We start from the raw sequence: 13,701 nt of genomic DNA on the forward strand, positions 1-13,701 counted from the left end.
TTTTAAGATCTTACCAGTAGAAGTTCACGCCAACTTTACCAACTGGTAACCATTGGTATTTATCGTCATTCGCGATTTTACGAGCTTCCGCATTTACTGCTTCTTCAAGTGATTGATCACCAGTAGTAGTCGCTGAACCTGTTGAAACAAGTTTAACTGTTGGGTTACCAGTGTAGTAAGCACCTACTTCACCAAATACGCCCCAGTTTTTATTAATTTTAGGTGCAAAACCAAAACCTAAATATGGAGCAATGTCATTTTTATAAGACATTTTACCATTAATTTTTACTCCGCCTTCATTAGCAAGGAAGTCTTGATTATTGACACGGAATGAACGAGTCGCATCAACATTACGAGATAAATCGTAATCATTATCAAGATATGCTGCACCAGCCGCTACATATAGGCCTTGAGCCCAACGGTTAGTACTTGCACCCCATGGACGAATCTCGGCATTTAAATAGACATTGTTATTGTCCATATCTAGATCATAAGTTGAACCGTTGACTTTCACATCATCAGACCAAGAAATGTCACCACCATTATAACCAAGTGCCAAACCTACATATGGGTTTGCTTGCCACAATAAAGCACCGCCGTAACCAGTTGTACCTACCTCAGCACGCGCCCCCACAGGAATTAATTGGTTTTTGTCAAATGCGTAGCTGTCATGAACAACAGCTTCATCTGCCATTACAGCACCAGCAGCGAATAAAGCTGTTGTTGTTACTAATACACGTAATGCTTTCATAGTTTTCTCCTCAAAAGGCTCTGTTTTTAATTTATTCATCTTGTGACTGAAATCATAATAAAGAGAGCTTAGTGTCTTTTTTATACAAAAAGTGCTAGATTTCTGTTATTTTTTGATACAAATTGAGTTAAATTTTTATTTTCAAATCATTTTTGTGTAAAAAACACTTGATTATCTAATAAGCTTATTTTGATTTAACCTATTTATATCCTCAATTAAACGTAACACGTTTTTTCAAAGATTCTTGTCACAAATTAGTGTAAAATCTTTAAAATTTTTTATGGAAGGAAGATCATGTCTCAGCTTTCTACGATCATTGAGCAAGCATTTGAAGACCGCGCAAATTTTACTGCAGCAGATTGCTCAAGCGAAATCCGCCAAGCTGTTGAAGAAGCAATTGCTGGTTTAGATAACGGTACACTTCGAGTTGCTGAAAAAATCAATGGTGAATGGGTTGTTCATCAATGGTTAAAAAAAGCTGTTTTATTATCATTTAAACTAAATGACAATAAGCCAATCGAGTCATGTGATCTTCGTTTCTACGACAAAGTTGAAACTAAATTCTCTGGTTGGACTGAAGAACAATTTAAAGCTGCAGGTGTTCGTGTTGTTCCTCCTGCTGTGGCACGTCGTGGTAGCTTCCAAGCTAAAAACGTAGTGTTAATGCCATCTTATGTCAACATTGGCGCTTATGTAGATGAAGGCACAATGGTTGATACATGGGCAACTGTAGGTTCATGTGCACAAATCGGTAAAAATGTTCACTTGTCTGGTGGTGTAGGTATCGGTGGTGTTTTAGAACCATTACAAGCGAATCCAACTATTATTGAAGACAACTGCTTTATTGGTGCGCGTTCAGAAATCGTTGAAGGTGTGATTGTTGAAGAAGGCTCAGTAATTTCAATGGGCGTTTTCATTGGTCAATCAACTAAGATTTATGACCGTGAAACTGGCGAAATCCATTATGGTCGCGTTCCAGCAGGTTCAGTTGTTGTAGCAGGTAGCCTACCTTCTGCTGATGGTAAATACAGCTTATACGCTGCAATCATTGTGAAAAAAGTTGATGCACAGACACGTGCAAAAACTAGTTTGAACGATTTGTTACGCGCTGACTAATTTCAGTTTGATCAAACATCTCTACGGTCAACACTGATCGTAGAGATTTTATTTTTTATATAGTGTGGTATTTCTAGAATGGCTTCCTTACGTTCCTCTGCAATTCCTGTCTCAGACCCTGCGTCCGGTTTACGCATTACCGAGATTTTTTACTCGTTGCAGGGTGAAGCAAACGCCTCTGGCCTACCGACTGTATTTATCCGTCTAACAGGCTGTCCGCTACGTTGTAGCTATTGTGATACCACTTATTCTTTTGAAGGTGGTGAACGCTTTTCACTTGAACATATCATTGAAACAGCTACACAATTTCAAACGCCTTATATTTGTGTAACGGGTGGAGAACCTCTTGCACAGCCAAACTGTTTGATTTTATTACAACGTCTATGTGAAGCAGGCTTTGATGTTTCTTTGGAAACCAGTGGCGCGCTCGATGTTTCAAAAGTAGATTCGCGTGTTTCTAAAGTTCTCGATTTAAAAACTCCAACTTCTGGTGAAGAACATCGCAACCTCATCAGTAATCTTGATCATTTGACTGCACATGACCAAATTAAATTTGTCATTTGTAATCGCGAAGACTATGAATGGTCAAAGCAACAAGTTGAAAAATATCAACTGCATAAAAAAGTCAGTACCGTTTGGTTCTCCCCTGCCTTTGCAGTTGAAAAAGGTGCTGTTGGCCTGCCGCGTTTAGCACGTGATCTGGCACAGTGGATACTTGATGATAAACTCCTTGTTCGCTTCCAACTCCAGTTACATAAACTGCTCTGGAACGATGAATCAGGACGTTAATCATTCAATAAAATAAATTATTCCGAATATGGAGAAAAATATGCGCCCTCGTGCCATTGTTTTACTTTCAGGCGGCTTAGACTCAACCACTTGCCTAGCTTGGGCACAAGCACGCTATGAATGTATTGCTATTAGTTTTATGTATGGTCAACGCTCAACCACTGAACTTGATGCAGCAAAAGCATTAGCTCAACGTGCAGGTGTTGAACATCGTGTAATTAATATCGATTTGGCTAATTTAGGTGGATCTGCACTTACAGATCACAACATTGCCGTACCAGAACAGTTACAAGAAGGTATTCCTGTAACTTATGTACCAGCGCGTAACACTATTTTCCTCTCTTATGCTCTAGCGGCAGCCGAAGTATTTAATGCCGAAGCGATTGTTATTGGTATCAATGCTGTTGATTATTCAGGATATCCTGATTGTCGTCCTGAATTTATTGATGCTTTTGCCAATATGGCACGCTTAGCAACTAAAGCTGGCGTAGAAGGAAAACCACTTAAGTTTGAAACACCCCTGTTACATTTATCCAAAGCGAATATCATACGTTTAGGGATTGAACATGGCGTAGACTATAGTCAAACGGTATCTTGCTATCAAGCAGATGCTCAAGGACGTGCGTGTGGCAAATGTGACAGTTGCCGTTTGCGTAAAGAAGGCTTTATCGAGGCTGGTGTTGCCGACCCAACACGCTATATACCGTAATAAGTAGGTAAAATTTATGAAGTTGTTAAAATCAAATCTTATTCTTTCATCTTTGTTTTCAACAGTTGCTCTTATGGCTGGTGCAGCACATGCTGCCGAAAACCCAGTTCAAGCAGCATATAAAAGTACTAATGTTAAAGGTGCATTAGTTAACGTTTGTAAAGATCAAACAGCTAAAGGTGGCAAACTAAGCTCATCTGAAGTGAGCAAATTCTGTAGTTGCCAAGTTGAAGCACAAGGTAAAGTGACTGAAGCACAAAAATGGGAAATCCAAAGTGCAATCAATGCGAAGAAAAGCCCAAGCTCTCTAGGATTTGTACAACAACAAAACCGTGATCTTAAAGCATGTTTCGGCCCTCAGTTAACAACTAAGCTTGAAAAATTAACTGAAGATGCAATGAAAGCAGCTCAACAACAAGCTCCTAAAAAATAATTTTTAGTTATTTCAAATTAAGCCTGCATTTATGCAGGCTTTTTTGTACCTCTGTTAAAATGATATCGATTTGACCAATTCATTCGAAATAAACCATGCAAGAACAATGGAAAACCAACGCAATAAACAAAACGTCTATTGTCTCATTCAGTGGTGGTAAAGACAGCTCCCTTGCACTTTACCATGCAATGAAAACTGGCACGGTGAGTGGACTCATTATCATGCTTGAAGAACAAGGCCAACGCTCTCGTTCGCATGCTATGCCACTTGATATTATTCAAGCTCAAGCTGAAGCAGTTGGCCTACCCATATTTATGGCTTCATCAAGCTGGAATGACTATGAAGCTAAATTTATTGAATTACTCATTCAAGCCAAACAACTAGGTGCCGAGGTACTTGTTACAGGCGACCTAGATATGCCTGAACATGGGTGTTGGCATGATCGGATTACTCAACAAGTGGGTCTTCAATTAGGAATGCCTCTTTGGCTCCGTCCACACCGTGAGGTTGTTGAAGAATTTATCAATCTTGGTTTCCGTAGTGTCATTGTGACAGTAAATTTAAAACTAGGAATGACAATTGAAGATTTAGGAAAAACTTTAACTCTAAAATATATCCATGAACTTGAAAACCGTGGCGTTGATCCATGTGGTGAAGGTGGTGAGTTTCATACGACTGTGATTGATGGCCCAATTTTTAACAAACCAATTCCTGTAAGAAAGCTCGATATTGTTTATCATGAAGAATATGCTTTTTTACCACTTGAATTAGATCAAATTTAGCTTTTTGAAGGATGAGAAATGACTGAGAATATCCAATTACCAGATCAGGTGTTCCCAACAACACAAGGCGAAGTGAACTTGACTGAGGTCGAAAATGAATGGTTAATCATTTACTTCTACCCTAAAGATTCAACTCCAGGATGTACAACACAAGCAGTTGGATTCTCTTGTTTGAAAGATCAGTTTGATGCTTTAGGTGCACGTATTTTTGGTATTTCACGTGACTCAGTAAAAGCACATCAAAACTTTACTGAAAAGCAAGCGCTTACGATTGATCTAATTAGTGATAAAGACGAAGTATTGTGTCAGCACTTCGATGTAATTAAAGAAAAAAATATGTATGGGAAAAAAGTAATGGGTATTGAACGCTCTACTTTTATTTTCCATAACAAAACTTTAGTTAAAAGCTATCGCAAAGTTAAAGCTGCTGGGCATGCAGAACAAGTTCTAGAAGACTTAAAAACCCTCCAGACGGCTTCATAAACTTAACAAACAAAAAAGCGAGTTTCTTGCTCGCTTTTTTGTTTGCAAACTATTACCCAACAATTTGACTTTGGCGTATCATAAAAATATTAGAATAATTATTTTATGGCATTGATATGAGTCTACTCAAAACCTGCTCTTTACTGCCTGCTACTCTTTTTATTGGTGCATGTAGTGCAAATACTTTAATCATACCAATTAACACCACCCCATCAATTGCTCAAATTCAAAAAAATTCCAATGAAATAAGCTGCCAAGATTTACAAAATTCAGCCTACCAACAAGCTGTACTAAACACAATTAATCAGATCCGACAGCAATCACGCCAATGTGGTCAGCAGTATTTCCCTGCAACCAAACCACTAAGTTGGAGTAACAGTTTATATAAAGGAGCACTTTCTCATAGCCAAGATATGGCAGCACATAACTTTCTCGGGCATGTTGGCTCAACGGGTCTAGACTTAAAATCACGCTTAAAACTTTATAATACACTCGGTAAAGCCAATGGTGAAAATGTCGCTAGTGGCCAGAAAACTTTAGGGCAAGTTATGTCTAAATGGCTGTCGAGCCCTCTACATTGTAGTAATCTAATGAATCCAAAATTCACAACTTACGCAATCGCTTGTGCTTCTGATCAGTCTGTAAAGCAAAAGAGTTATTGGACTCAACAATTTAGTACACGTTAAAAGGAAAAATGATGCAATCTGGTTCAATCACTCCAATTTTAAGAATTTTTGATGTTGATTTAGCTCAATCATTTTATCTTGATTTCTTAGGTTTTCAGCTTGATTGGCAACATCAATTTGAAGATAACTTTCCGTTATATTTACAAATTTCTAAAGATGATTGTGTCATTCATTTATCTGAACATTTTGGAGATGCAAGCCCACATAGTGCAATTCGTATTTATTGGGAACCTATTTATGAGCTGCATAGTGAATTGAGTGAAAAGGAATATAAATTTTCTAAACCTCAGATTGAAAAAACCGACTGGGAAACACTTGAACTCAGTATCACTGATCCTTTTTCCAACCGAATTATTTTTTGGGCAGATGCTTAATCGATATAGATTTATTCAAATCTCATCGAGATTAGAACGGTCATCTTCTTCAAATCTTTGCTGTAGTTGCTGATAAGTACGTGTTTTTTTAAATTCATCCAAAAATCGAATGGTTCCTACAGGGAAAAATTCTGTTTGGATTTGACCCCGATAATAAGCTTCTCGCATTGGCGTTGCCGAAATTGAATCTTTTAAGCTATCAAGCTCAACCATAATCCATTCAGGAAACAGTCTCAAATAATAGGAAGACTCATCTTTAAAATGCCCAATCAAACCAACTTTTGAGTTGGGTTCAATCACACCATTCACTAAAGTTTTGACTTGTTTGACCCACTTTTCGTCGTTATAAACATCCACTACATGTACAAAAAGAATCCGCTTTTGTTCTTCCAATGAAAAATTTGACAAGATCATTTGCTCACGCTCTACTGCTAAGAATGGATTCTTAATATTACGTTCCATTTGAGCAGAGCCTAAAGCTAAAACTACATAGTGGCTTTGTTGTAACGCAATTTCAATTGTCTGCATATGAGCCAAATGAAATGGTTGAAAACGCCCTATAAAAACGAGATAGTCAAATTTATACATAATTAGATTTTCACTTTTTATGAACTCATCAGTAACGCTCATTGCAAAAAATATGCGCCATAATGAGAACCTAAAAATTAACAACGTGGTTTAAAGCAAGGATAGTACGATGACACTTAGCTGTATTCAACAACCTCATCAACATTTACACGCAAATTTAGAAGGTGGCGTACTCACCTTAGCCATAAATCGCCCAGATGCAAAAAATGCACTCTATGGCGAACTTTATTTATGGATTGCTCAAGCACTAGATGAAGCCGACCTTAATAAAGATGTTCGAGTAGTCATTCTACGTGGTGTAGAGCAAGATTTTACCGCTGGCAATGACATGAAAGATTTTATGGGTTTTGTACAAAATCCTAACATGGGCCCAGCCGGAAAAGTTCCGCCATTCGTTTTACTTAAAGCGGCTGCCAAATTATCAAAGCCACTTATTATTGCAGTAAAAGGTGTGGCAATTGGAATTGGCGTTACGATTTTATTACACGCAGATTTAGTTTTTGCTGACAACACCGCCCTTTTCCAAATTCCATTTGTAAGTCTTGGCCTTTCTCCAGAAGGTGGTGCAAGTCAATTACTCATTCAACAAGCGGGTTATCACAAAGCAGCTGAACTTCTATTTACTGCGAAAAAGTTCAATGCAGAAACCGCGGTACAAGCTGGGTTAGTTAATGAAGTCGTTGAAGATGCTTATGCCTCTGCTCAGGCAACAGCTCAGCATTTAGCAGCTTTACCACTTGCATCGTTAAAACAAACCAAAGCGCTCATGAAGCATAATTTAGAACAGATTATTGAATGTATTGATCACGAAGCTGAAATCTTTATGCAACGCGTTCACTCACCTGAAATGCTAGAAGCAGTGCAAGCATTTATGCAAAAACGCAAACCGGATTTTTCTCAGTTTAATTAAAATCAATTTCTATGATTTGAATAAACTCAAAGGCAGGCTCTTCATAAGGATGGCTTGCCTTTAGTGCTTTCGCTACGGCCTTGGCATTTTCTTCAATCACGATTGTTTCCACACGCCATTCTTCGACTTGTTCAAGTTCACCTAGTTCTCCGATATAAGGGTCTGCGCCTTTAACTGGCTTAAACTGCCCTATTCCTTTCACTTGCCATGCGCAGTGTTCATAATTACCAATACCACCTGCACCAGCAGAGAAAATGGCTTGTTTAGTCGACTCAAGATGTGACTCAGGTACGTAATAAATCAGCTTTAACATGAGCAAAATGACTCAAAACTAGTGAACATGCTTTAAATCATACCGTTAAAAAAGCTTCAGAATCAAAGTCAGCTCATCATTACCAAATAATTTGCTCCAATAAAGAGAATTTGAATCGCAAGCGCCAAGCCAAATAAACGCCAGCCCATATCTTTTTTATAAAACGTTTTTATGTGATTTTCATTTTTCATCATTTTGATCTCCGATTTTTTATCGTTGTTACAGAGAAAGCAAAAATTGAACCAACCTCAAATAAAGCATAAGGGGTTAAATAGTAAGCTGTCTATACTCTTATACTTTTTTTTAAAATGCTTCAAGAGTTTCAAAAATCCATATGCAGCTATTAGTTTAAAGAAATTTGAAAAATCAGTGAATTATCTTCATTCCTATAATTTTAAGCATCCGATTTCTTTAAATATCTATTCTCATATATTGTCATGGCAAAAGCTAAACCACACAAAATAACAAAACCAAAGGTCATTGGAATTAATGTACCGTTATATAACTGTCCAATAATAGAGGCAAGAATAAGTGACAAGACAGAGGAAGCTGCACCAATAATAGCCGATGCCATTCCAGCGACATGCCCCATTGGTTCCATCGCAATCGCGTTTAAATTACCAAATAGAGTTCCAAATAATAAAAATAAAATACAGGCATAAAGCATAAACATCCAGAATGATACAGCCACGCCTAAAAGCTGAATTCCTAAGAAAATTAAAGAAATTAAGCACAAGCCTAAAAAGCCATAAATACAGATTGGACGCATTCCAAACTTCATAACAATTTTAGAGTTTGTAAATGAGGCGACTCCCATCACACCAGCAAGCACGGCAAAATAAGCACTAAATTCTTGTCCTGTTTTACCAAACTGTTGCATAAAGATTTGTTGAGAAGTTCCCAAATAACCAATGAATCCACCAAAGCAAAAACCTGCACATAGCAAATAGCTCATGGTGGTTTTATTACTCACAACTTCTTTAAAGCCCTCTTGAAATGCTTGCAACCGCATAGGTAAACGATTTTCAGGCATTAAGGTTTCTTCTAATCGTAAAGCAACCCATGCTCCAATCACTGTGGCATAAACCATATATAAAACAAAGATCTCACGCCAACCAAAGAAATGAATAATGAGTTGCCCTAGACTCGGTGCAACTGCTGGAGCCACCATAAATACCATCATGATTAAAGACATGATGCGAGCCATTTGAGCTCCGCTGTATTTATCTCTAACAATTGAAATAGTAGCAACATAAGGCCCTGAAACACCAATGCCTTGAATAAAGCGCCCAACTAAAAACCACTCAAAACTTTGTGTTGTAAAGCACAATAAACTTCCCAGAAAATAAATAATAATTCCTGTGAATAAAATACGTTTACGCCCAATCGCATCGGATAGAGGCCCCGCAATGAGCTGCCCAATGGTCATGCCAGAAAAAATACCAATAATGACCCATTGTGACTGATTACTATTTTTTAAGTCAAAAACTCGCCCAATCTCACCTAAAGCAGGTAAAACTGCATCTATCGAAAAAGAAACAATCGACATGAGCAATGCCATGAGCAATGCAAATTCACGGAAATGGATTTTTGATTTCATTTTTCTTCTCCACTATTTATTAATATTCTACTACATATAAATAAGCCACCTTACGGTGGCTTATTTTAATCTTTATATTAACCAATAAACTTACGAGCATTACGGAACATACGTAACCATGCACCGTCTTCAGTCCACTCTTCTGGTTTCCAAGAATGCTGAAGCGCACGGAAAGTACGCTCAGGATGTGGCATCATAATCGTTGCACGACCATCTTTAGAAGTCACACCAGTAATCGCTTCAGGTGAGCCATTTGGGTTCAATGGATAATGCTGAGTCGGGTTACCAAGGCTATCAACATAGCGTAATACAACTTGGTTACCTGCATTTAAACCAGCAAGTGCACTTTCACTAGCAACCGCACGACCTTCACCATGTGCAACAGCAATCGGTAAGATTGATCCTTCCATGCCATCAAGTAATACAGAAACAGATTTTTCAACACGAACGTTTACGCTACGAGCTTCAAAAACTTCTGACATATTGCGGTGGAAACGTGGCCAGTGTTCAGCACCCGGAATAAGTGGCGCTAATTGTGACAACATTTGGCAACCATTACAGATACCTAAGCTGAACGTATCTTCACGGTGGAAGAATTGTTCAAACTGATCACGTAATTTAGCGTTGAACAATACTGATTTTGCCCAACCACCACCAGCGCCCATTACGTCACCGTAAGAGAAACCACCACAAGTCACTAAACCTTCAAAATCACTTAGGCTAACGCGACCAGCAAGTAAATCACTCATATGCACATCAATAGTATTGAACCCAACCTTATCAAAGGCTGCTGCCATTTCAATATGACCATTTACACCTTGCTCACGCAAGATCGCCATATTAGGACGACGTGTATTAATGAACGGCGCTTCAATAGGTTCATTCAAATCGAATGTTGGTTTAGCAATTAAACCTTGGTGTGCATTATCAGTAATTAATGAAAATTCCTGGTCAGCAGTTTCTACGTTATCACGTAAACGTTGGATCTGATGAGATACCTCAGACCAAGCTTGTTGTAATTCAGCACGATCTAAAGTTAAACCATTTACAGATAATTGATCTGAGTTATTTACACGACCAACTACAGCAATTGCATCTTTTAAGCTAGAAGCTGCGATTTCTGCTTGTAAAGCTTCCCAATCAGTTGCTTTGATTTGAAGTACTGCACCAATTTCTTCTGCAAATAAGCCAGCAGTAGTCTGGTTTTCTAACGCAACACCTAAACGTGCAGCAAACATCATTTCAGCTACAGAAGCTAATAAACCACCATCACCGATGTCATGGTAAGCTTGAATCAAGCCACGATTGTTCCAGTCTTGGATTAAAGCAAAGAACGCTTTGAAGTCATCAAAACTATCTACGTCTGGAGTGATTGAACCGATTGCTTTATATACTTGTGCAAGAATCGAACCGCCTAGACGGAACTGACCTTTAGATAAATCAATACGTACAAGTACAGAATCTTCTAGATTCTTAAGTTCAGGCGTTAAGGTCTTACGAACATCTGTCACTGGAGCAAAAGCAGTGATTACACCCGTCATTGGAGAAGTTACAGCTTTATCTTCGCCGTTGTCATTCCAAGTCGTGCGCATTGAAAGTGAGTCTTTACCTACTGGAATTGCAATTCCTAAAGCAGGACACATTTCCATACCAATTGCTTTCACGCCTTCAAACAGTGCTTGGTCTTCACCTTTTTGACCAGCAGCAGCCATCCAGTTTGCAGAAAGTTTGATATCGCTAATTTGTTCAATGTTTGCACATGCAATATTGGTAATTGCTTCAGCAACTGCCAAACGAGCAGATGCTGCTGGATTTAACAATGCAACTGGTGGACGTTCGCCCATTGCCATTGCTTCACCAGTGAAACCTTGCAAACTTGTTGTCGTTACTGCTGCATCTGCAACAGGAACCTGCCAACGACCAACCATTTGATCACGAGCAACCATACCTGTAATTGAACGGTCGCCAATTGTGATTAAGAATGACTTAGATGCAACTGTCGGGTTTTTCAATACACGGAAAATCGCATCTTTCAAATCAACTTTTGAAGCGTCAAAATCATCGCCACTACGTTCAATAGTTTCATAAGAACGCTGCATGCGTGGCGTACCACCAAGCATTACCTGCATTGGGATATCAACAGCATCATTTTGGAACAATGGATCTTCAACTGTTAAGTGACGTGCTTCAGTTGCTTCACCTAACACAGCAAACGGACAACGTTCACGTGCACAGATTGCTTCGAACTGCTCTAAAGATTCGGGACGAATAGCAAGAACATAACGCTCTTGTGCTTCATTTGACCAGATTTCCATTGGGCTCATGCCCGGCTCTAATGAAGGGATCTTACGAAGGTTAAGAACTGCACCTAACTCATGATCATTCACAAGTTCAGGCATAGCATTTGATAGACCGCCCGCGCCAACGTCGTGTACAGAAACGATTGGATTGAAGTCTTCTAAGCGCCAGCAAGTATCGATCACTTCTTGACAACGGCGTTCCATTTCTGGGTTTTCACGTTGTACTGAAGCGAAATCAAGGCTTTCACCCATTGTACCGCTATCTACAGAAGATGCTGCACCGCCACCAAGACCGATTAACATTGCAGGGCCACCCAATACAATGAGTAAATCACCTGGTTGAATCGCATCTTTTTCTACATGGTCAGGACGGATATTACCGTAACCACCAGCGATCATGATTGGCTTGTGGAAGCCCTTCACTTCACCATTTACATTCTGTTCGAAAGTACGGAAATAACCATTTAACGCAGGACGACCAAATTCGTTATTAAATGCCGCACCACCTAATGGACCTTCAATCATGATTTGTAATGGCGATGCCATACGTGAAGGTTTACCGTAGTTTTCTTCCCAAGGTTGTTCAAAACCAGGAATGTTTAAGTTCGAAACTGTGAAACCTGTTAAACCAGCTTTTGGTTTACCACCACGACCTGTTGCACCTTCATCACGGATTTCACCGCCTGAACCAGTTGCAGCACCAGCAAATGGAGAAATTGCTGTTGGGTGGTTGTGAGTTTCAACCTTCATTAAAATATGAGCAGCTTGGCTCTTATATTTATAAACAAAGTGACCATTTTCATCCGCTTTCGGATAAAAACGCATCGTGTCATAACCCACAATTACTGACGCATTATCTTTATATGCCGATAAAACATCATTTGGTGATTCTTTATAGGTGTTTTTAATCATCTGGAACAATGATAATGGTTGTTTTTCACCATCAATTGTCCATTCAGAACCAAAGATTTTATGACGACAGTGCTCAGAGTTTGCTTGTGCAAACATCATCAACTCGATGTCATTTGGATTACGACCAAGCTTACCGAATGCTTCAGTTAAGTAATCAATTTCTTGTTCAGACAACGCAAAACCGAACTCATTGTTTGCTTTAACCAAAGCTTCTTTGCCTTGACCTAAGATATCAATTGAATTTAATGGTTTTGGAGCAGTTTCTGAAAATAATGCTTTTGCATCATCAATTTGAGCAAAAACTGTTTCTGTCATACGGTCATGAAGTACTTGTTTAACTTCATTCGTAATTTCAGTAACACCTTTTAACGTGAATAAAAGACCACGTTCTAGACGGTGTACTGGTGTATTACAGTTTTTGAAAATATCAGTTGCTTTAGAAGACCAAGGTGAAATAGTACCCACACGTGGCGTAACTAAAATCTGAATCTCATCACTTGCAGATTGACGAAGTTCAAAAGACTCACCGTCATTTAATAATTGCAAAGCAGATTGATGTTGCTGCTCGTTGAGCGCTTGATCAAACAAATAGACCCACTGGCTGTCAAAAGATTGAACAGAACTAATTGACGATAAACGTGTTAATAGTTGAGCTTTCTTAAAAGAAGAATGTGCTGCTGCACCGGCCACGATAAACATGTTGATTTTGGCTCCACGGGCAGGTCTTGTGAACCTTACCGCAATGTGACTTTAGAGAGAGCGCATATTCTACTGCGTCTTGCTAAAATCAGCTAGATGTAGAATCAGTATTCTGTAACCTAATTCTGCAAGAAGTGATGAGTTTTTTGTTCAAAATCATTTTTTTAGGCATTCTGGCTAAAAATAAATTGTTTCATGTTTAGTCAATAACATAATAAAACCTGAACTAAGACAAACTATGTCGCACCATGCTAGT

15 protein-coding genes are annotated in these 13,701 nt (G+C 38.8%); 9 read left to right on the plus strand and 6 right to left on the minus strand.

Annotated features, from left to right (window positions below):
- Nucleotides 1-10: 10 nt before the first annotated feature.
- A complete protein-coding gene (gene carO / locus OD757_RS04035) occupies nucleotides 11-751 on the minus strand; it encodes an ornithine uptake porin CarO type 3 (RefSeq protein ID WP_005307508.1) in 741 nt (246 codons plus the stop codon).
- A 294-nt stretch (nucleotides 752-1,045) separates the two neighbouring features.
- Here carO and dapD point away from each other — a divergent pair, with 294 nt between their 5' ends.
- The 8 genes from dapD (at nucleotide 1,046) to OD757_RS04075 (ending at nucleotide 6,123) form a co-directional block, all read left to right on the plus strand.
- The gene (dapD, locus tag OD757_RS04040; RefSeq protein WP_263030928.1) at nucleotides 1,046-1,867 is read left to right on the plus strand and encodes a 2,3,4,5-tetrahydropyridine-2,6-dicarboxylate N-succinyltransferase; all 822 of its coding nucleotides are present in this window, start codon (nucleotides 1,046-1,048) and stop codon (nucleotides 1,865-1,867) included.
- Between the two features lie 78 nt (nucleotides 1,868-1,945).
- On the plus strand, nucleotides 1,946-2,656 hold the full coding sequence (queE, locus tag OD757_RS04045) for a 7-carboxy-7-deazaguanine synthase QueE (RefSeq protein WP_016137359.1): 711 nt from the start codon (nucleotides 1,946-1,948) through the stop codon (nucleotides 2,654-2,656).
- Nucleotides 2,657-2,696: 40 nt separating this feature from the next.
- The gene (gene queC, locus OD757_RS04050) at nucleotides 2,697-3,365 is read left to right on the plus strand and encodes a 7-cyano-7-deazaguanine synthase QueC (protein ID WP_004790702.1); all 669 of its coding nucleotides are present in this window, start codon (nucleotides 2,697-2,699) and stop codon (nucleotides 3,363-3,365) included.
- 16 nt (nucleotides 3,366-3,381) lie between these two features.
- Nucleotides 3,382-3,798 carry a hypothetical protein gene (locus tag OD757_RS04055; RefSeq protein WP_003650267.1) on the plus strand — a complete coding sequence of 139 codons (417 nt, stop codon included), beginning with the start codon at nucleotides 3,382-3,384 and terminating at the stop codon, nucleotides 3,796-3,798.
- Between the two features lie 95 nt (nucleotides 3,799-3,893).
- The gene (locus OD757_RS04060; protein ID WP_263030929.1) at nucleotides 3,894-4,580 is read left to right on the plus strand and encodes a diphthine--ammonia ligase; all 687 of its coding nucleotides are present in this window, start codon (nucleotides 3,894-3,896) and stop codon (nucleotides 4,578-4,580) included.
- Nucleotides 4,581-4,598: 18 nt separating this feature from the next.
- Nucleotides 4,599-5,063 carry a peroxiredoxin gene (locus OD757_RS04065; RefSeq protein WP_263030930.1) on the plus strand — a complete coding sequence of 155 codons (465 nt, stop codon included), beginning with the start codon at nucleotides 4,599-4,601 and terminating at the stop codon, nucleotides 5,061-5,063.
- A 116-nt stretch (nucleotides 5,064-5,179) separates the two neighbouring features.
- On the plus strand, nucleotides 5,180-5,749 hold the full coding sequence (locus OD757_RS04070; protein ID WP_263030931.1) for a CAP domain-containing protein: 570 nt from the start codon (nucleotides 5,180-5,182) through the stop codon (nucleotides 5,747-5,749).
- 11 nt (nucleotides 5,750-5,760) lie between these two features.
- The gene (locus OD757_RS04075; protein WP_263030932.1) at nucleotides 5,761-6,123 is read left to right on the plus strand and encodes a glyoxalase superfamily protein; all 363 of its coding nucleotides are present in this window, start codon (nucleotides 5,761-5,763) and stop codon (nucleotides 6,121-6,123) included.
- 15 nt (nucleotides 6,124-6,138) lie between these two features.
- On the opposite strand, the gene OD757_RS04080 is transcribed toward OD757_RS04075, so the two are convergent.
- Entirely contained in the window at nucleotides 6,139-6,711 is a 573-nt protein-coding gene (locus OD757_RS04080) for a nicotinate-nicotinamide nucleotide adenylyltransferase (RefSeq protein WP_263030933.1), read from the minus strand.
- A gap of 109 nt (nucleotides 6,712-6,820) precedes the next feature.
- On the opposite strand from OD757_RS04080, the gene OD757_RS04085 reads away from it, so the two are divergent.
- Nucleotides 6,821-7,621, plus strand: coding sequence for an enoyl-CoA hydratase-related protein (locus OD757_RS04085; protein WP_263030934.1), 801 nt, complete (start codon nucleotides 6,821-6,823; stop codon nucleotides 7,619-7,621).
- On the opposite strand, the gene OD757_RS04090 is transcribed toward OD757_RS04085, so the two are convergent.
- From OD757_RS04090 to purL, 4 genes are all read right to left on the minus strand, one after another.
- Nucleotides 7,614-7,934, minus strand: a complete 321-nt coding sequence (locus OD757_RS04090) for an NGG1p interacting factor NIF3 (protein ID WP_263030935.1) — start codon at nucleotides 7,932-7,934, stop codon at nucleotides 7,614-7,616. The genes OD757_RS04085 and OD757_RS04090 overlap by 8 nt on opposite strands.
- Nucleotides 7,935-8,002: 68 nt before the next feature.
- Nucleotides 8,003-8,128: a KGW motif small protein gene (locus OD757_RS04095; protein WP_005307535.1), complete on the minus strand. Its 126-nt coding sequence runs from the start codon at nucleotides 8,126-8,128 to the stop codon at nucleotides 8,003-8,005.
- Nucleotides 8,129-8,328: 200 nt separating this feature from the next.
- A complete protein-coding gene (locus tag OD757_RS04100; protein WP_263030936.1) occupies nucleotides 8,329-9,534 on the minus strand; it encodes a multidrug effflux MFS transporter in 1,206 nt (401 codons plus the stop codon).
- Nucleotides 9,535-9,611: 77 nt separating this feature from the next.
- Nucleotides 9,612-13,445 carry a phosphoribosylformylglycinamidine synthase gene (gene purL, locus OD757_RS04105; RefSeq protein WP_263030937.1) on the minus strand — a complete coding sequence of 1,278 codons (3,834 nt, stop codon included), beginning with the start codon at nucleotides 13,443-13,445 and terminating at the stop codon, nucleotides 9,612-9,614.
- Nucleotides 13,446-13,701 lie beyond the last annotated feature (256 nt).

The organism is Acinetobacter sp. AYS6, from assembly GCF_025630795.1.
Lineage (GTDB): Bacteria > Pseudomonadota > Gammaproteobacteria > Pseudomonadales > Moraxellaceae > Acinetobacter.

Bases quoted from the DNA above. Each gene is read 5' to 3' on its own strand.
- carO (WP_005307508.1), bottom strand. From the start codon at position 751: ATGAAAGCATTACGTGTATTAGTAACAACAACAGCTTTATTCGCTGCT.
- dapD (WP_263030928.1), top strand. From the start codon at position 1,046: ATGTCTCAGCTTTCTACGATCATTGAGCAAGCATTTGAAGACCGCGCA.
- queE (WP_016137359.1), top strand. From the start codon at position 1,946: ATGGCTTCCTTACGTTCCTCTGCAATTCCTGTCTCAGACCCTGCGTCC.
- queC (WP_004790702.1), top strand. From the start codon at position 2,697: ATGCGCCCTCGTGCCATTGTTTTACTTTCAGGCGGCTTAGACTCAACC.
- OD757_RS04055 (WP_003650267.1), top strand. From the start codon at position 3,382: ATGAAGTTGTTAAAATCAAATCTTATTCTTTCATCTTTGTTTTCAACA.
- OD757_RS04060 (WP_263030929.1), top strand. From the start codon at position 3,894: ATGCAAGAACAATGGAAAACCAACGCAATAAACAAAACGTCTATTGTC.
- OD757_RS04065 (WP_263030930.1), top strand. From the start codon at position 4,599: ATGACTGAGAATATCCAATTACCAGATCAGGTGTTCCCAACAACACAA.
- OD757_RS04070 (WP_263030931.1), top strand. From the start codon at position 5,180: ATGAGTCTACTCAAAACCTGCTCTTTACTGCCTGCTACTCTTTTTATT.
- OD757_RS04075 (WP_263030932.1), top strand. From the start codon at position 5,761: ATGCAATCTGGTTCAATCACTCCAATTTTAAGAATTTTTGATGTTGAT.
- OD757_RS04080 (WP_263030933.1), bottom strand. From the start codon at position 6,711: ATGTATAAATTTGACTATCTCGTTTTTATAGGGCGTTTTCAACCATTT.
- OD757_RS04085 (WP_263030934.1), top strand. From the start codon at position 6,821: ATGACACTTAGCTGTATTCAACAACCTCATCAACATTTACACGCAAAT.
- OD757_RS04090 (WP_263030935.1), bottom strand. From the start codon at position 7,934: ATGTTAAAGCTGATTTATTACGTACCTGAGTCACATCTTGAGTCGACT.
- OD757_RS04095 (WP_005307535.1), bottom strand. From the start codon at position 8,128: ATGATGAAAAATGAAAATCACATAAAAACGTTTTATAAAAAAGATATG.
- OD757_RS04100 (WP_263030936.1), bottom strand. From the start codon at position 9,534: ATGAAATCAAAAATCCATTTCCGTGAATTTGCATTGCTCATGGCATTG.
- purL (WP_263030937.1), bottom strand. From the start codon at position 13,445: ATGTTTATCGTGGCCGGTGCAGCAGCACATTCTTCTTTTAAGAAAGCT.